The following is an 18,011-nucleotide window of genomic DNA, read 5'->3' on the forward strand; positions in this document are numbered from 1 at the left end:
TTTTATACTAAAAATTATTTACTCAAGGATATACAAGCGTAGACCTTTTCTCGCATTTATATCAAACTTCAAGCCTAGTTCCATGCCAATAGTTGTTTGCACTTCAGCAACTGAAACGTTATTTATCTGAATGCTTTCAATATTAGCTAACTGACAGCAAGAACTATCCTCTCCAACTAAATATAGGCTATTGCCAACTAATAAGGTGCTTATATCATCAATCTTCGCTACCCCAGCTTTGTTCCTTTTAAACCATTCTGTAAGTTCTCCAATTGATCTTATTTGACCTACTGATTCTTTGCATTCAATAAGCTGAAAAGTAACTAACTCAGCAAGCGCTTGACATAAACTTTCTACAAAGTCGCACAATTCCAGCAGTGCATTGGAACCTAGAAAGTCGTCTATAGATGCTCCATCATGTGCTGCATCGTTGCGATAGCTAATTAGTTCGCTGAGTTCTCCTTCCGCAGTATTTTGATTTCCGCGAATCTCCTCTACAAAGTTTTTTACCGATCTATGTTTGTCTACCCAACTCCATGCATTATTTATACCTGCATCAGCTAACAATTTCTCTAAAATTTCCTTACGCAAGTTTTGTTCGTGGAAGAGAAACGCATCTGCCAATAACTCATAATGCTCTTTTCCAGTAACTCCATAAAAAAAACCGCGTATAACTTCCTCGTTAGAAAGGTGGTTATACCTAGTTTTCTTCAAGTCAATGAGTAAACGCCCTACTCCAGTCTTGTGATTATTACGGATTCTTTCTTCTAAATCTGAATAACAAGGAAACAAAGCTGGCAAATTTCCTAGCCAGTAGGTAATTAAATCCTCAACAAAGCGTTCATAGATAGCATATAACTGGGTTACTACAGCACAGTGGTCGTAAACTCGCCATTCCCTTGCTTTAGGAAGGTCGTGCATTAGTGCGTTAAATAGTTTTTCACATTCTTTATTTTTGCGTTTAGTAATGACTCTTGTTTCAAATGCGATTTTTCTTAGGCTTTCGTTAGTCTTAATAATAGAACGGGTAGTAGAAATATTTACTTTAACTGTTCCCAACAGCTTTTGAAACATCGTTGTCTACTCTGCGATAGCTTGGGACAGCATATCGTCAAACAATTTTATTCGCTCTTGGATATCAGCTTTAGTTCTCCCAGCACCTGTAAAAAGCTTTGATTTGTCTGTTCTAAAAAGCTTCTTTGTTTCTTCAATTATTCTTGACCTACGCTTAACTAAAACCTCTGCATCCGCTAAATGCCTGCTAAATCCAACCATAACAGCATCGTAATATGCTTTGTAAGCGTTTTTCTCCCAAGTGGTAGCCTCTGGATTAAAAGGTTTGAATAAATTTTCTTTATAAATTTGGTGAGCTAAGTTTATAGTTTTAATAAAAATATCTTTAAGAATTTCGATATCTTCATCAGAAAATTCTAAGCTATTCATCATGTATAGATTAAAAAATCCTTCCATTCCTTTACGAAAATCATCTACATGGCGTAATGCGAAGAAGCGAAGGACTAATTCAGCATCTTCCATCTTTTTATATAAGTTATTGTTCATGAGTTGTTCATGATCGCTTATTGGAATTCCCCAAGCCTCGGCGAATATAATATTGCCTGCTAACTCAGGTAATATTTTGCTAAACTTACCGTAATACACACAGTTTCTTACCTCTTGCGGACTTAGTTTTACCCCGCCAGTATTAAGACGTTCAAAAGCAATCTATTTTAAGAAAAACGCTTCTTCAGGATCGGATGTTGATTCTGTAATTAGCACTATAGTTGATATTGAACGGCGGTCAATACCTGACTTAATTTTTGTAGGAAGTGTATTGTAAGTATATCCATTAAGTTCTGGCCAAAGTTCTAGCCCAGTTAGTTTTAATTTATTTTCATAAAAATCACGAATAGCTGTAATTCTTTGTTGTCCGTCCATTACTTCATAGGAATTATAATCTTTTTCATAGAGAATAACTGAAGGTACAGGAATGTTAACTAGAAAAGACTCTATGAGTCGTGACTGCATCTTTGCATCCCAACGCGGTCTTCTCTGATAAAAAGGTTGCACATCCATGTAACCAGGCTTATTTAAGGCTTCCACAAAGCTTGGCAGCTTTTCGCGGTTCATTTCAGTGAGTATTCTTTGTTCTCCGCTCTCGTACTTAGTGTTAATTTGAGCATCAGTCATTCGACTAAGGCGACTTTTTGAGGCTGATTTTTCCCACATCTTTTCTTCTGCTGGCGCAAGTTGCATTAGCTACATCCTCCTTAAAGATGGCATGATGAAATATGGATAGCTTTGCTGAATATAGCCTAACGCTTCCTTAAGAAGAAAAAATTTTGTTATTCTTAGCTCATGACATTACCAGGCAAGGTTTTTCTTGGCTGTGGGTGAAAATTAAGATTATTGATAGAAGGCGATCGCAATTCCAAAATCTTCAATCTGTATCGCTAAAATAGAACCGAGCTAATACGGGCAGGTGATCGCTAATATTTTCAATTAAACTTTCTAATGTTGCTTTTGTTTGCGCCGAACTACCTTTTTCTAGTAAAACATTCCAATCTACTACCCTAGCTGTTTGTTGAATATCGGCTTGGGGAACGCTAGAAGAAACCACAATCAAGTCTAAACGCGATCGCCTGTTACCTACCGATAAGTAGCTTGGTTCTACAGTTTCCCCGCTTTTATTAAAGCTAATAAACTTAAGCTCTCCCTCGGCTTCCATTTGCCGCAATGGTTCCCATTCGGGTCTTTCGGGGGGAGCGTTCCAATCTCCAGCAATGATTACATCTTCGTCTGTAGCCTCGTCTTGTATCCAATTAGCCAAACGATTGGCGGCGGCGGCGCGTTGTTCTTGACCGCCACCACGTTGAGACTTTAGATGTACTCCTACCAAGTTGAAATCAAAAGGTTCTTCTTCTTTGTAGGCGGTAAAAGTTGCAGATAGCGGTAATCTTGGAAATACTACTTTTTCTGTATCGCCAACTTGCACCATTAAGTCCTCGGTAGCAAAAAGTTCTTCTATATCTGTGGAGGCTTTCACCCACTCCATATCGTACACAAAGGCAACTCTTTGATCGCCGCCTGTTGTTCCGTAAGCAGTCTTATACAGTCCAGCGCCGGAGGTCGTCAGCATATCTGCAATGACATCAAGAGCGCCATCTTCAATCTCTTGTAGCACAAAAATATCAGCATTTAACTCCTGCATAATGATACGGATATTTTCAACGCGTTTGGGATCTCTGTCGTTGAAAAACTTGATGTTCCAGGAAATTATGTCTAAAAAGCGATCGCTACCTTCAAATTCTTTAGGGACAAAATCTCCACTCCTTAGCAGCCGAGAAATATTGTCATTCAAGATCGGAGTATTTCTTTGAGGAGAGTTCCGATTCGGTCTATTGCTTTGCATAAATCACTAACTAAGGCTTTAACCGACAAAATTACCGCAAGCTCTTTAAATGAACAATAAATAAACCTTAAGGTAAGACTAATACTTGGGAAGAGTTCCGACCCTAGGCAGTAGTTTCATCCAATCCCACGGCTAATAAGCTAGGAATAGAGATAGTGCTAGGTGGTGATAATTATGGCGGTTGAATACGATTTGGTAGTTATTGGTGGCGGTTCTGGTGGCTTGGTGGTTGCAGGGGTCGCCGCCGCGCTCAATGCTAAGGTAGCGCTAATTGAAAAGGATCGTTTGGGCGGCGATTGCTTGTGGTACGGTTGCGTTCCAAGTAAATCTTTGATTCATGCTTCTCGTTTGGCTTATCAAGTAAAAAACGCCGGAAAGTTCGGCATTTATAGCGAAAATATATCTATTGATTTTAGTAAAGCGATCGCTCACGTCCAAAATGTTATTTCAAATATTGAACCCCACGATTCTCCCAAACGCTTTGAAGATTTGGGCGCAGAGGTGATTTTTGGCGACGGGGAATTTATAGATCGTCATACTTTTAAAATTAATGGCAGAAGTATTAAAGCTAGAGCCTTTGTAATTTCTACAGGCTCAAGACCTGCTATTCCCTCTGTTGCTGGGCTTGAGGAAGTAGGATATATTACCAATGAGGAAGTTTTTTCGATTACTGAGCGTCCAGAAACCCTAGCTATCATTGGCGGCGGGCCTATCGGTTGCGAATTGGGGCAAGCTTTTTCTAGACTAGGTTCGGAAGTTACTATTGTTGCCGGAAAAAGTGGACTTTTATCCAAAGAAGACCCCGAAGTTGCTCAAGTAGTTGCGAATCAATTTGCGACCGAAAATATCCGCGTCCTTACTAAAACGCGAGTCGAACGAGTAGAAGTTATTAATGGTAAGAAGGTGCTGTGGGCAGCAGGAGAAAAAATAGCAGAAGTAGAGCAAATATTAGTGGCGACGGGAAGACAACCTAATGTTGAATCGCTAAATTTGTCGGCGGCAGGGGTAAAGATGCGACAAAAGGGTGAGTCTGGTCATAGCAGTTCTGGCAGTGAAAAAGGTATCCGCGTCAATGCCCTCCTTCAAACTACTAACCCCCGCATTTATGCTTGTGGTGATGTTACTGGTGGCTACCAATTTACTCATGTCGCTAGTTACGAAGCTAATATTGTCTTAAAAAATGCCCTGTTTTTACCCTTAATTAAGGCTGACTACCGCGTAATTCCCTGGGCAACATTTACCGACCCAGAACTGGCGCGGGTGGGATTGACGGAGCAACAAGCGCGATCACGCTACGGGGATGACGTGCAAGTAGTTAAACAAGAATATGCTGATGTAGACCGCGCTCAGGCTGAAGCTGCAACTATAGGATTTGCCAAGATTATTGTCCGGCGCAACGGTCAAATTCTGGGCGCTCACTTGGTTGGAGAGTCGGCGGGGGAATTGATACATGAAATTGTTTTAGCTATGTCCCATAACCTAAAAATATCCGCCCTGAGCGGCATTCACATTTACCCTACATTGGCAGAGTTAAATAGCAACGCAGCCTTTGCCCTCACTCAGCAAAACTATGAAAAAAGCCCCAGACTCCAAAAATTATTAACAAAGGTGTTTCAGTTACTACGAGCATTTGGCTAAGTTTTGGTAAGCTAGAATCGCTACGGTAGAGGAGTAAAGTTAGCCTTTATGCACCGGATATTATCAGGAGCGTTGAGCAGCGAAAAATTGACCGTGGCGATCGCAAATCTGCCTATGTCATTGCAAGGTACGAAGCTAGTACAACTGTCAGATTTGCACTATGACGGTTTGCGGCTGTCGGAAAAAATGTTGAATCAAGCAATTTCGGTTGCTAATGAAGCCGAACCCGATTTAATTGTCTTGACTGGCGACTATGTAACAGACGATCCCGCGCCTATTCATCAATTGGTACTGCGGCTCAAACATCTGCAAAGCCGTTCTGGTATATATGCGGTACTAGGTAATCACGATCTCTATCACCGCAACTCTAAAGCCGAAATTACTCAGGCGCTAACTAGCGTTGGTATTCATGTGCTGTGGAATCAAATTGCTTACCCCCTAGGGCAACGATTACCGATTGTGGGATTGGCTGATTATTGGTCGAAAGAGTTTGACATCAAGCCAGTCATGAGCCGATTAGACGCTGATACACCCCGGATTGTTTTATCGCACAACCCCGATACGGCAAAATTATTGAAAAAATGGCGCGTAGATTTGCAATTATCCGGTCATACTCACGGAGGTCAAATTATGCTTCCTGGTATTGGTCCGGCGGTGACTCTATACAAAAACTTTCGGCGCAAGCTTTCTAAGTCTGCGCGTCGTCGAATACCATTTATGCAAAAAGATTGTGCTAAAGTAGTCCGTCATTGGGAATGGGCGCAAGGCTATCACCAAGTCGGAACCAATCAACTGTACGTAAATCGAGGATTGGGAACTTATTTACCAGGACGTTTGTTTTGTCCGCCAGAAGTTACGATTATTACGCTGATTTAGGGGCAAACTATTAACCCGTCGTAGCTCCTACTATTGAAAAATTAAGTAGCAATTCGGCGGTTTTTGCAATTTTTGATCAAAGTTCTTAATTCAAAAGTCCCCTCTAAATTTAGAGAGGACTTCAACAACTATTTAACTTATTATTAAGCTTTAGTTAGAGCCATTTGTAGCCGGAGCATCGGTACTATTTTCGGATGGAGTTGTACTATCAGCACTATTTTCGGCTGGAGTCGTACTTTGCATATCTGGACTACTAGAGGTATCGCTCTTGGGTGGTGCAGTTTCAGCTGCGGGGGCTTGTTCTGCGGCTGGGGATGGGGGTGTAACTGGAGGAACGGTAATATTCACGTTCTGCTCTGGAGCAGCAGCAGATGGTTGAGGTGCGGGAGAAGTCTGTTGCTGAGGAACAGGAACTAAGACATCTCTAGTTTTTTCGATAATTGTAGTTTCTGTTTTAGTTTCAGGAACGGGGCTAGGATCGGCTCTATTGGGAACAGGAACTACTACCGGAGTCACGGGATTAACATCATTGCTTTGGTTTGCAAACCATACCGCACCAGCCGTTAAAGCTGCCAAGGATGCCAACAAAATACCAATTAATAAACCGCGTCCAGCATTTTCATTATCGCGGGCAACTAACGCATCACCATTGTTATAGGTATTAGCGCCATTTACAGTATCAGTAGTTTTGGTGACGTTAGTGTGACCATCAGCATCGCTGTATGTTTCTTTACGTACTTCACGACCGTGATTTTGAGGATCGTTTAGGTTAGCCATGTTTATAAAACTTCCTTGGTGGTTAAAATTGACGGATTATTAGCAGTTTGTAAAAATACTTGCTTCGTATTTTTGTGTCTTATTTGCTACTTGAGCTTTAGTTGTTATTAGCATAGCTTTTGCGATGCCTAAACGGCTCTATCTACAGATGGGATTCGATCGTCTATCTAAGGACTGATTGCGATCGCCAAATTTTTAAAATTTATATCTTTAATCTCAGCCCAGAGAAATAAGCCAAGTTGGTAGTTTTTTATTTATTGAGGGAACCTTATAGATAGAGAAAATATTAATTAACAGCCCGTTATATGAGTAATGCTATCGAGCTTGGTTGTTTGGTGCGATCGCGCAACCTATCGCTAGGAATTGGAAAAGTTATTGAAATAGCTCCTAATAGTGCTGTTGTTGAGTATTTTTACTCCGTAGGGCAACGCAGAAGCAAAACCTCACCTATAGATTCGCTCGCTAGAGTTAGGCTCCAAAAGCAAACACGGTGCTACCTCTATTTGGAAGACAAAGAAACCTGGACGATTGGCAGAGTTTACGCAGGGGATAACTATGAGTATCAAATCGATTTGCCCGATCGCCAAACCATATTAGCGACAGAGCAAGAAATTTACGTGCGTTGCGATCGCCCGATTGCAGATCCAATCGAAATATTAGCGATGAAGGGTCACGAAACGCCTTACTTTCATAGCAAGAGATCGCGTTTCGTTCAATGTCTCCTGCAACAACGTGCTGTTAGTCGTGGGATGACAGGACTTATTTCGGCAAATATCGCCCTTTATCCCCATCAAGTAGAAGTAGTCCGGCGCGTACTTGAAGACCCCATTGGGCGCTACCTATTAGCGGACGAAGTGGGACTTGGAAAGACGATTGAAGCGGGAGCTATTTTGCGGCAATACCTGCTTGACGAGCCTCGCAAACAAGCGCTAATCGTAGTTCCGCAATATCTTCTAGCCCAGTGGCAGCAAGAATTAGAAAGTAAGTTTTATCTCTCCAACTTTTCCAAACGAGTACAGATAATTGCGGTAGAAGATTGGGATCAAATTAAACGTAAAGATATTGGCTTTCTGATTTTGGATGAAGCACACCACATTGCAGCGATGGCTAATTCTTCTAATTATGAGCAGCAAGAGTGTTTCGATGTTTGTAAACAACTTGCTCATAAGTGCGATCGCCTGCTGCTATTATCTGCAACCCCTGTTTTAAACCACGAGCAAAATTTTTTAGCAATGCTGCATCTGCTCGATCCTACGACTTATAAGCTTGACGATTTAGCAGGCTTTCAAGCCAAAGTGCTTAAGCGTCAGGAAATTGGTAGAGTGCTGCTTGCTTTTAAAGCGGGTGCAAAACCATTTGTTTTAACCAAAAATCTCGGCAAGTTGCAAAGTCTTTTTCCTGATGATACCTATTTACTAAATCTTCTTCGCCAGTTGCAGCAAAGCTTAGAGCAAAAAGCATCTGCTAGTGAGCTAGATAAAATAGTGCAGGTAATTCGCAACCATATTAGCGATACCTATCGGCTACACCGCCGGATGCTGCGTAACCGCCGCGCTACTGTTGAAGATGTAATTTTTGACCGCAATGCCATACCTAAAACGGAATATGACTTAGACGATCGCACCTATCAAATTCACGAACTACTAGAAGAATGGCGAACTGTTGCGCCAAGCGAACAATATAGTCGTGTTTTCTTACTATTGTTTCGCGCCGCCGGGACTTGGTTGGGGGTTTTAAAAGCAGTGGTTACGGCTCGTTTAAATAGCGTATCTAATGCAGATTTAGTTAAAGAGTTTGGTACGGAAGATGTGCGCCTCTTAGTTGAGACTCCTAAGTTTTCAGGAGAAGCGGAGATTTTGCAAGCTCTACTCAACAAGTTGCAACAACCATCAGAAGACGGCGATCGCCTGAAATTATTGCAAACTGTCTTGCTTTACCACCTTGCGGAAGTTCTCAAACTCCAGTCTTACAAAGGAAATATTACTAAGTTATTGGAGGAAGTTCAAAAAAGACTCGATAGACCAATAAATAGCGAAGTTTTACCGAAAATAATTGTATTTACAAGCTTTGTGCAGACTTGTGCGGAACTTAAGCACTATTTGGTGCAGACTTTTGGTGAAAATGCGATCGCAGTTCATCAATTTGGCGCATCAAGAGAACAAACTGAACATAATATCAACCGATTTAAAAGCGATCCTAGTTGTTTTATCCTAGTTAGCGATTTTTCTGGAGAAGAAGGACGCAACTTACAATTTGCTGACGGATTAATTCATTTTGACTTACCTTGGTCGCCGAATCGCCTAGAACAAAGATTGGGAAGAATTGACCGTATTGGCGGCAAAGTAGCAATCAATTCTTGGTTACTAGCAGGGGTAGATTTGCCCGATAGTCCTCATCAGGCTTGGTATGAGTTGCTAAAAACAGGATTGGGGATATTTACTCAATCGATTGCCAGCTTACAATTTTATGTTGATGAAAAGTTACCAAAATTAGAAAATATCTTGTTTAATTCTGGAGCTACGGGACTAATAGAAGCAATTCCCCAAATTCAAACAGAAATTGAAATAGAACAAGTACAAATTAGCGAACAAAATGTTTTAGATGATATTGATGCTGCCGATGAGAATGCGCTTTCATATTTTCAAGAATTAGAAACCTACGACGATCACCATCAAAAATTGCAAAAAGCTACAGAAAGCTGGCTTTGTAGTGCCTTACATTTTCTCAAAGTCGATAATCCCGATTTAGCAGGAGTTTGTGAATACAAGCCAAGCGATCGCACTCTAGTTCCCGCTAACGAATTAATTGATCGCTTTTCTGCTCATGCTCGAAAACCTGGAACTTACGATCGCAGGTTAGCAAACAAACATTCAGGGATCGAGCTATACCGTATTGGTGAAGGACTAATGGAAGCATTAGCTTCTTATATGTATTGGGACGATCGCGGACAAGCCTTTGCGATGTGGCGACACGATAAAGCTTGGGACGCTGGCGAAGGCATGGAATGGCTGGGGTTTCGCTTCGATTATACGGTGGAAGCCGATCTAAGTTTTGCTAAAGATGCCGCTCTTAATAAATTAGAGATTAAAACACTCAGACGACGAGCAGATGCGTTGTTTCCACCCAAATTAGAGACTATTTTTGTAGATGCTCGCATGAATATTGTGGAGGATCTGGGAATAATAAATATTCTCCAACGTCCTTATTATGGCAAAGGCAACGATTACCGCGACTACAACTTAGCTAAAAACCGCTTGTCAATTCTGGATGAATTTATAGATCCGGGTAAATGGTCTAACTTCTGTAACCTAGCGCGGAAAACTTCAGAAAAATTGTTACGCGATCGCCCAAGTTTCATTGAACTATGCGAGCATTGCGCCAAAACTGCGGCTTCAAAACTAGATAACCGCATCAACCAACTTCAATTGCGCCTCCACCGCTTATCTGAAGCAAATACTAATTCTTCTTTATTAGCTGAGGAACTTTCAACCGAAAGCACGATTAGTCAAGCCTTACTGCAAGGAATAAACCGCCCCCGCCTCAAACTTGATTCGGTGGGCTTTATAATCGTTTCTGGGCGATCGCCTGCGGGGGAAAAGGAGGAGATTAACTGGTGAGTAACTCCTTTCAAGCACTCCAAGACTTCATTCAAACTGAGGATATATTGGTGATATTGCAACATTAACTTGTGTTATTGGCGATCGTGGCTTAACTGCCGCCGAAATTATCTCCATGTTGGCAGGATATCAAGGGATATAAGTAGTTTTCCGTATAATATCTCTTACAGGGTGGATATACGGAAAACTTTTGGTTAATCTCCAAATATGGATGTTATATAGAAAATTTCTGCATACTATATGCAAAACTGACTATGATGCTTATAAACTGTGATTTGTTAAAATATTATTTTGTTAAAATATTATATGGAAAGTTCCAGTATAACTAAGTAGTTAGACCGTCTCGCACCTACCTCATCAGCTTGTCTGTATCGTAAGAATAATTAAATTTGTGACAAATAACCCAGATGTTTCAGAGTGGGATGCCCCCTTCAGGTCATCCTCCCTCTGACACTTTTGCTAGATTTTTAATGTTATGATTGCATCAATTTTATTCCTGATTAGCTTGAAATGCATATGTACCAGTATATTTTTTTTGTTTTGCCTGCACTAATTATAGGGCTATGGTTAGCTGCTGTAGTTACAGCTAGAGTATGGGTAAGCTTGCGGTCATACTTCTTTTTGACCAAGCAAATAAAAAATTCAACTGATAATTATGAATTATATTACACCAGCGGTTTTTCTAGGTTTAAGGTGCGTTTACTTGGTACGCTGACTTCTTTTTTCTCTTAGAAACTAACTACTTTAATTGAATCAATTTTGGCTGCGTTACGTATGAAAGCATTGACTAGACTAAAAATTATTGCTGTTTCTGCACTTCCTTAGCTTTTTTAATGAGTGGCATGATGTGTACAATAGCTACTGCTGCCGTGAATAGTCCAGAAGCCTTGGTTAAGGTAATAGCTGATGCAGCCACCATAAAGAATTACAAGTCACTTGAAAGTTTGTGTTTGCCGAAAAGTGATGCACTCTCTAAATCTGTCTGCACAATGTCGCAGCAAAATAAGAGCATACAGGATATTTTTTCTCAGGGCTACTCTACAGTAAAAGTTGATGGGGAGGCTGTAGTCGAAGGTGATAAAGCTGAGGTGCCTGTATCAGGAATTGGGTCAGAAGATAATCAGCAAAAAGCAACATTGTTGCTGGAAAAAAAAGGCGATAGTTGTTATCTGGTAGGTATTCAATCCTAGGAACTTGAAGCTTTGAAGATCGACCGATGTTATGGCAGTGCAGTAAGGGTTATGTTTTCTGTTACAGAGTAGTTTGGCTTGGGGCGATTCGGCTATGATGCGGAAATGTCCAATTATAGTACTGCTATTGTCTATGAATTGGCTGCACCGGACATCCGATCCACACGACCATTGTTTTCTTTTTAGGGATCTGAACGCCTGTGAGCCGAGCAATTAGAACCCGCCCGAGGTTTCTAGTTTTTTAGTCAGCCCATTTTTGGCTATATTTCTGAGTGTAAGTGGTGCATTTTTTGGACTGCGGTTGTGGGGTTTTGTTTCCGGGTTGGTGGGGCGACCGCCCTTCACTCAGCAGCCAAAATACATCACATTAACGGTACAATAGCTTCAATGGTTCATTGCTTCACTGCATTAGTGCTAACTACTCATTGGAGCGGAACGGAGGCTTACACGACCAGTTTTGCATCAAAATGCAAGTCCGTCCGCTCAATTCAAAGCCGTCGGACTGCAAAAGGAGCATAAAAGAAATGTCTACTAGAGTTGTTGCATTAGCAGTCCTGTGAGCTTGTGTTTTAGGCGCAGGTTCCTTTGTACTGACCCATTCCATCACTTCAAGCTCAAAACAAGAAATTATTGTAAGTCAAGTATCAAGTTTCAGACTCGTGACAACTTACAATACCCGATTCCTTTCGCTACTTTAGAGATCGTCGTAGCTTCTTAAAGTCTTTTATATAGCCTAATTGTAGACTAGGGCAGAATTCGTGAGAGTATGATTTCTGTATAATCGCCTCTTTTATCTTCATGTCAACAAATGATTCTAAACTTCAAGCTCAGACAATTCTAAATGCGATCGCAAGTTAAAGCCGACGAGCCAGATTGTACCGATCTCATCTAGAAAAACTTGCGATGATACTAGATAATTGATGCGAGGAATTTAGATGTGAGGGTTCCTGAAGATTTAATCATCCCCGACGCTAAAATAACTCAGTATCTTTTGGTGCTGAAAGCACGAATGACAAATCGCAGTTCTTAGCCCAGGCTGGATTTACTCACGAAAACCCAGAGGTTTTAAAATTAGCCATCCAGACACAAGCATTGGCGACAGAAGCGAGCCAAGAGAAAAGTAATGAATACGGCACTTTTTACCATGTTGAAGGAGAACTAATCGGTGTAAATGGGGTAAATTTGTCAGTTGTTACAGTTTGGTTACAAAGACAGATAGATGATAAATTTCAGTTTGTGATCCTCAAACCTAATTAGGAGTAGTAATATGAGCGTAGAGCTATATCAAGAGGTTGCACTAACTCGCGACTTACCAGAGCATGGACTGAAAGCAGGAGATATTGCCATGCTGGTTGATTTTGTTCCTCATCCGAGTGATGGTGAAGAAGGCTGTGTGTTGGAAGTTTTTAATGCTATTGGTGAATCCTTTACAACTATTGCTGTACCAATTTCTGCGGTAGAGACTCTGCGCTCTAATGAAGTTTTAGCCGTTCGCCCCTTAGAAAAAGCAAGTTAGTCTGGTAGGCTAACAAACCCGTTGCACCTGATTTATTAATTTTCTTCAGTAAGTCTGAAAGGTCACTAACGGCGGGTAAAGGGGAACGTTAGACCGCATAAGGAGCAGAAAAAAAATGCTTACAAAATGATTCTAGACTTCAAGCTCAGAGAATTCTAGATGCGATCGCCTTCATTTGATGAGAACGCTCTATGGTCGGCAGAGAAGGCTGGTAGTATTGAGTTGGGAAATACTGATACAAATCGCTGAAACCTATACATCGGCTGAGTTTTAAGCAATTGAATCGAAGGCTCTCAAAAGGCTACCCACGAAAAGATTTCAAGGTTTTTTAAGCTTATTGCCCTACAGGTCTAATAACGATAATTTTAACCATGAACTACCGAAACCACATCACGATCGAACCAAATAAGCGCGGTGGTAAGCCTTGTGTGCGTGGCTTGCGAATTACGGTTTATGAAGTGCTTGAGTACCTGGCTTCCGAGATGACTGAAGCAGAAATTCTTGAAGATTTTCCCGATCTGACGCGAGAAGATTTAAAAGCCTGCATAGCTTATGCTGCTGACCGTGAGCGTCGGTTTATGACTGCTCCATTACCCGCATGAAATTACTTTTTGATCAAAACTTGTCGCCCAAGTTGCCGAATGGTTTGAGCGATCTTTTCCCCAATTCGCTTCACGTTCGAGATGTGGACATGAAAGCAACAATTGACTCAATAGTTTGGGATTATGCAAAAGACAATAATTTGATGATTGTCTCGAAAGATGCGGATATGCACGATCTAAGCTTAGTATTTGGGAATCCACCGAAAGTTATTTGGCTTCGCCTTGGCAACTGTTCGACATTGCAAATTGAAAATTTGTTGCGTCGAAATTTTAACGCGATCAAATTATTTTATGAAGATGAGAATTTATCCCTGCTTGCTTTGTCATAATGCACCGATAGCTTTAGATATCTTTCCAGGGTTTTTACAAATAGAGCAAACATAATGGCGATCGCCGCATAACAACGTCCATGCGCGCCTACTGCCGAAAGTCGATCGGTTATGATACAAAGTTATCTCGGCGGGTGATGGGCAACGTTACCAAAAAGAGACGAATTTTAAGAGTTGGTTAACTAAGCTGCTAAATCATTTAAAGCAGTTTCCGGGCCAACTATAGATATATAGGGATTTGTAAAGTAACGATTTGCGGCTCTTAGAGTATCTGCCGTTGTCACTTCAGCAACTTGTTGTTGAAACTTGGCATCAAACTCGATTCCCAAGCCGATAATTTCGTACCAGCCGTACACTTGAGCAATTTGAGCATTGGTTTGTTTACCCAAAGCATACTGTCCTAGGAGCTTATTTTTGGCGGTTTGCAATGCTTCCTCGCTAAGTTCGGCGCTGCATAACAAATCGACTTCTGTTTGCAATCCCGCGCGAGCGAGCGCAGTATTTTCGGGAGCCGTACCCATATAAACTACAAACTGAGCCACATCTTGTCTGGTAGGATAAAATGCCGAAACATCGTAAGCTAATCCTCGTTTCTCCCGCAGTTCTACAAATAACCGACTAGAAAGCCCGTTACCTAAATAAGTAGAAAGTAGCTTGAGCGCCGTATAATCAGCCTCGCGCACGGCGGGAGCAAGATAGCCAAGCATAACTATAGATTGTTGGGTTTGCTTGGGGGTCATCGTTGGGTAAGGCGCAGATGTAAGAGGGGGAAAATTGAGCGTTGGTAAAGGACTTGGGGGCATTTGCCAATCGCCAAAAATTTCTTCTACCATTGAAACCGCATCCTGTGAAGTTACCCGACCAGCTAGACTAATTACTAAGTTATCGGGGCGGAAATGAGTTTGATGAAACTGATGCAAATCTTCTTTAGTGAGATTAGTTACTGTTTCTTGCGTCCCTAATGCTGACATGGCGTAAGGGTGGTTTTGGTACATTGCTTGACGCAACTTGTCAAAAGCAATGGTAAACGGTTGCTCTTGCTGGGAACGAATACCCTGTAAAGTTAAACGCCGTTCTAGTGCTACCTCCATTTCGGGGAAACTAGGAAACCTCAATATTTGCCCCGCAAGTTCTAACATTGATGGCATATCTGCGGTTACAGTTTTTAGGCTGAGGACAAAATAATCTCCCGCCGCATCGGTGCTTAAACTTGCTCCCAATGATTCTACGCGATCGCCTATTTCAAAAGAAGAAAGCTTTTGCGTCCCCTTGGTAATCACGTTAGATAATAAATGGGCAAGTCCTGCTTGGGTTGGCGCTTCCCAACTACTACCAGCCCGGATAAATAGCCGCGCTGCAATGATATCCGCTACGGGGTTTTCGGCTACCAGTATTGTTATGCCATTATTTAAAACTGTGCGTTGGGTAGTTTGATTTTGTAGTTGAGTGGTCACGCCCGCGTATCCTTAACTTATAATTATTTTTACCCTAACAAGGCTTGAGTACAGTTACCGCATACTGAGAGGGCGATAAATACTGACGAGCCAACAATTGCAATTCTTCGCTCTGAAAAGATTGCACTTCTTGAGGGTAGCGTAAAGCTAGTTCCGGTGTGGCGATCGTGCTGTAGTAACCGTAAAGTCCGGCGATTTGACTTGGCGTTTCGGTATAAAAAGTGTAATCGTTGCACATTAACCGTTTGCAGCGATCGAGTTCCGACGGGCAAATAAGTGTAGTTTGCAATTCTTCTAAGCAAGCGCGAATCAAAAATTCTACCCGCTCCAATTGTTGCGGCTCTAACCAAGCTGTAATTGTAAATAAACTTGACTCCTTTTGTAAGGAAAAGTCGCAATTAATTCCCTGTACAAGTTGCCGTTCTTCTCGTAATTCTTTCACCAAACGGCAAGACCTGCCACCCGCTAATACTACCGAAAGCAAATCTAAGCCGTAGGCGTGGCGAAACTTATCTACACCAGGTCCTATCCATGCCATCATTAAGCGCGCCTGTTCTAAATTAGGCAATTTGATTTCTTGACGGCGGACTCCCGCTAATAAATATTCTCCTAACTTAACTTCTGGGCGATCGCATGGTTCGATAAATAACTTATTTTTGCGCTCAAAGTTACTACTAACCAGTTCCACCGCCCGATCTTGTTCCACTCCTCCCACCACTACTACCGTCATATTTTCCGGCTGGTAATAGGTACGGTGAAACGATCGCATTTCGGCGGCTGAATGCTGAATTAAATTGTTTGCTTTCCCTAAAACTGAACGCCCATAAGGATGAAGTTGATATACGCTTTCGCTTAGAGCTTGAAAACCTATCCAGTCTGGATCGTCATAGCACGAGCGGATTTCTTCTAATACTACATCTCGTTCTCTGTCAAATTCATCTTCAGGAATTGCGGCGTTTAAAAGTAAGTCAGCCAGGTAAGGTAAAGTATCCGCTAAATAGGGCGTAGCAGTAGTTAAAAAGTAATGAGCGTAATCGTGACTTGTAGCGGCGTTTGTCATCCCGCCTTTATTTTCAATTACGCGGTCAAATTCTCCCGGACTGATGGCGGAAGTACCTTTAAAGATCATGTGTTCGAGAAAGTGCGCCATCCCCGACCAGTTTTCTGGTTCTCGAACTGCGCCCGCGTTTATCCACACATCTGCCACAACTACAGAGGTGGTACTCAGGTATTGATGAATAACGGTTAAGCCGCTATCTAGTTTAAGAAAATTAGCTGTAGGTACAGGAGCCGTTAGCAGTTGCAATTAACAAGTTTTAACTAGAATTTAATCTTAATATAGTAGCGCTTATAGGCAATAAAAATTGAATTAATTACTACAGTTTATATTTGGCTTATATTTGGCAAAAAGAGGCAATAATTATTACCTCTTTTAAGCGACTATGTTAAAGCCGCAACCGAGACTTTACCCGCAATGTTCAATGCAATCGCAGTTAAGGCTTTTGCTGACGCAGATTCAGGTTCGGCGACTACAATCGGGATACCGCGATCTCCACCTTGTCTCAAAGCAATTTCCAAAGGGACGCAGCCGAGTAACGGTACGCCCATTTCTTTAGCAGTTTTTTCGCCGCCGCCAGAGCCAAATATGTCGTACTGCTTATCGGGCATATCGGGGGGAATGAAATAACTCATGTTTTCTACCATTCCCAATACCGGAACGCTCATTTGCTCGAACATTTTTAGACCCTTACGGGAGTCTAGTAGCGCCACGTTCTGTGGTGTAGTGACAATTACTGCCCCCGCCATCGGAACCGCTTGAGTTAGCGTTAATTGCGCGTCCCCCGTGCCTGGGGGCATATCAACAATGAGATAATCTAATTCTCCCCACTGCACTTGATAGAGAAACTGGCGAATTACACCGTTTAACATCGGACCGCGCCAAACTACAGGCTGATCGCGATCAATTAAAAAGCCCATCGACACAAGTTTCACGCCGTGATTAAAAGCAGGTTCTAGTACGTCTTGTTTGCCATCGTTTTGCACCAATATTTTCGCGTCCGCAAGTCCTAGCATAGTGGGCGCATTGGGACCGTAAATATCCGCATCTAGTAAGCCAACTTTTGCCCCAGTTTGTGCCAAAGCCACCGCAATATTTACTGCTACAGTGCTTTTGCCTACGCCACCTTTGCCACTAGAAATTGCCACAATATTTTTAACGCCAGCAATTCCCGTGCGATCGGGTAAGCCTTTTTGTTGGGGAGTTTCGGCAGTTACATCTACCAAAACCTCCGTTACGCCTGGTAATTTTTTGACGGCTCTAGTACAATCTTCAACAATAAATTCCCGCAACGGGCAAGCTGGGGTTGTGAGTACCAATGTAAAGCTAACTTTACCGTTGTCAATAACAACGTTGCGAATCATATTTAGTTCTACCAGGCTTTTTTGCAGTTCTGGATCTTGAACTGGGCGCAATACTTCTAATACAGAACTAGAACTAAGGGTTTCAATCATGGTGTTTTTAAAAAGAGGAAAGCATCCAGCAAAAATTGTACTTCTTCCTGCATCTTAGCCCTCGAAGCCTAGGTAAGTCTTTCTTTATCAAG

13 protein-coding genes and 2 pseudogenes are annotated in these 18,011 nt (G+C 41.8%); 8 read left to right on the top strand and 7 right to left on the bottom strand.

Translation table 11 applies throughout. From position 1 onward, the window contains the following. Positions 1-18: 18 nt before the first annotated feature. The 3 genes and pseudogenes from AC2VE5_RS02760 to AC2VE5_RS02770 form a co-directional block, all read right to left on the bottom strand. Entirely contained in the window at positions 19-1,059 is a 1,041-nt protein-coding gene (locus AC2VE5_RS02760) for an MAE_28990/MAE_18760 family HEPN-like nuclease (RefSeq protein WP_486886255.1), read from the bottom strand. Between the two features lie 21 nt (positions 1,060-1,080). Beyond that, a pseudogene (locus AC2VE5_RS02765) lies at positions 1,081-2,253 on the bottom strand (GmrSD restriction endonuclease domain-containing protein). Between the two features lie 184 nt (positions 2,254-2,437). Continuing rightward, the gene (locus tag AC2VE5_RS02770; protein ID WP_486886256.1) at positions 2,438-3,358 is read right to left on the bottom strand and encodes an endonuclease/exonuclease/phosphatase family protein; all 921 of its coding nucleotides are present in this window, start codon (positions 3,356-3,358) and stop codon (positions 2,438-2,440) included. Positions 3,359-3,583: 225 nt separating this feature from the next. On the opposite strand from AC2VE5_RS02770, the gene AC2VE5_RS02775 reads away from it, so the two are divergent. Then, entirely contained in the window at positions 3,584-5,047 is a 1,464-nt protein-coding gene (locus AC2VE5_RS02775; protein ID WP_486886257.1) for a dihydrolipoyl dehydrogenase family protein, read from the top strand. Positions 5,048-5,095: 48 nt separating this feature from the next. After that, positions 5,096-5,923 carry a metallophosphoesterase gene (locus AC2VE5_RS02780; RefSeq protein ID WP_486886258.1) on the top strand — a complete coding sequence of 276 codons (828 nt, stop codon included), beginning with the start codon at positions 5,096-5,098 and terminating at the stop codon, positions 5,921-5,923. A 150-nt stretch (positions 5,924-6,073) separates the two neighbouring features. Here AC2VE5_RS02780 and AC2VE5_RS02785 read toward each other — a convergent pair whose 3' ends face one another. Then, positions 6,074-6,700 carry a hypothetical protein gene (locus AC2VE5_RS02785; protein ID WP_486886259.1) on the bottom strand — a complete coding sequence of 209 codons (627 nt, stop codon included), beginning with the start codon at positions 6,698-6,700 and terminating at the stop codon, positions 6,074-6,076. A 305-nt stretch (positions 6,701-7,005) separates the two neighbouring features. Between AC2VE5_RS02785 and dpdE the strand changes: the two genes are divergently transcribed. The 6 genes and pseudogenes from dpdE (at position 7,006) to AC2VE5_RS02815 (ending at position 13,954) form a co-directional block, all read left to right on the top strand. Continuing rightward, entirely contained in the window at positions 7,006-10,317 is a 3,312-nt protein-coding gene (dpdE, locus tag AC2VE5_RS02790) for a protein DpdE (protein ID WP_486886260.1), read from the top strand. Positions 10,318-11,186: 869 nt separating this feature from the next. Beyond that, the gene (locus tag AC2VE5_RS02795; RefSeq protein ID WP_486886261.1) at positions 11,187-11,507 is read left to right on the top strand and encodes a hypothetical protein; all 321 of its coding nucleotides are present in this window, start codon (positions 11,187-11,189) and stop codon (positions 11,505-11,507) included. Between the two features lie 937 nt (positions 11,508-12,444). Further along, positions 12,445-12,764: pseudogene (locus AC2VE5_RS02800) on the top strand (DUF6883 domain-containing protein). 10 nt (positions 12,765-12,774) lie between these two features. Beyond that, positions 12,775-13,023 carry a DUF4926 domain-containing protein gene (locus AC2VE5_RS02805; RefSeq protein WP_486886262.1) on the top strand — a complete coding sequence of 83 codons (249 nt, stop codon included), beginning with the start codon at positions 12,775-12,777 and terminating at the stop codon, positions 13,021-13,023. A 371-nt stretch (positions 13,024-13,394) separates the two neighbouring features. Beyond that, positions 13,395-13,625 (top strand): DUF433 domain-containing protein, encoded by a 231-nt coding sequence (locus AC2VE5_RS02810; protein WP_486886263.1) that lies wholly within the window; start codon positions 13,395-13,397, stop codon positions 13,623-13,625. Then, positions 13,622-13,954, top strand: coding sequence for a DUF5615 family PIN-like protein (locus AC2VE5_RS02815; protein WP_486886264.1), 333 nt, complete (start codon positions 13,622-13,624; stop codon positions 13,952-13,954). Before AC2VE5_RS02810 ends, AC2VE5_RS02815 begins: the two co-directional genes overlap by 4 nt. Positions 13,955-14,136: 182 nt before the next feature. On the opposite strand, the gene AC2VE5_RS02820 is transcribed toward AC2VE5_RS02815, so the two are convergent. From AC2VE5_RS02820 to AC2VE5_RS02830, 3 genes are all read right to left on the bottom strand, one after another. Beyond that, on the bottom strand, positions 14,137-15,408 hold the full coding sequence (locus AC2VE5_RS02820) for a M16 family metallopeptidase (protein WP_486886265.1): 1,272 nt from the start codon (positions 15,406-15,408) through the stop codon (positions 14,137-14,139). A gap of 34 nt (positions 15,409-15,442) precedes the next feature. Beyond that, positions 15,443-16,714, bottom strand: coding sequence for a M16 family metallopeptidase (locus AC2VE5_RS02825; RefSeq protein WP_486886266.1), 1,272 nt, complete (start codon positions 16,712-16,714; stop codon positions 15,443-15,445). A gap of 134 nt (positions 16,715-16,848) precedes the next feature. Next, positions 16,849-17,919, bottom strand: coding sequence for an Mrp/NBP35 family ATP-binding protein (locus AC2VE5_RS02830; RefSeq protein ID WP_486886267.1), 1,071 nt, complete (start codon positions 17,917-17,919; stop codon positions 16,849-16,851). Positions 17,920-18,011 lie beyond the last annotated feature (92 nt).

The sequence above is a fragment of the Aliterella sp. E5.1 genome, from assembly GCF_057473825.1.

Bases quoted from the DNA above. Each gene is read 5' to 3' on its own strand.
- AC2VE5_RS02775 (WP_486886257.1), top strand. From the start codon at position 3,584: ATGGCGGTTGAATACGATTTGGTAGTTATTGGTGGCGGTTCTGGTGGC.
- AC2VE5_RS02780 (WP_486886258.1), top strand. From the start codon at position 5,096: ATGCACCGGATATTATCAGGAGCGTTGAGCAGCGAAAAATTGACCGTG.
- AC2VE5_RS02785 (WP_486886259.1), bottom strand. From the start codon at position 6,700: ATGGCTAACCTAAACGATCCTCAAAATCACGGTCGTGAAGTACGTAAA.
- dpdE (WP_486886260.1), top strand. From the start codon at position 7,006: ATGAGTAATGCTATCGAGCTTGGTTGTTTGGTGCGATCGCGCAACCTA.
- AC2VE5_RS02805 (WP_486886262.1), top strand. From the start codon at position 12,775: ATGAGCGTAGAGCTATATCAAGAGGTTGCACTAACTCGCGACTTACCA.
- AC2VE5_RS02810 (WP_486886263.1), top strand. From the start codon at position 13,395: ATGAACTACCGAAACCACATCACGATCGAACCAAATAAGCGCGGTGGT.
- AC2VE5_RS02815 (WP_486886264.1), top strand. From the start codon at position 13,622: ATGAAATTACTTTTTGATCAAAACTTGTCGCCCAAGTTGCCGAATGGT.
- AC2VE5_RS02830 (WP_486886267.1), bottom strand. From the start codon at position 17,919: ATGATTGAAACCCTTAGTTCTAGTTCTGTATTAGAAGTATTGCGCCCA.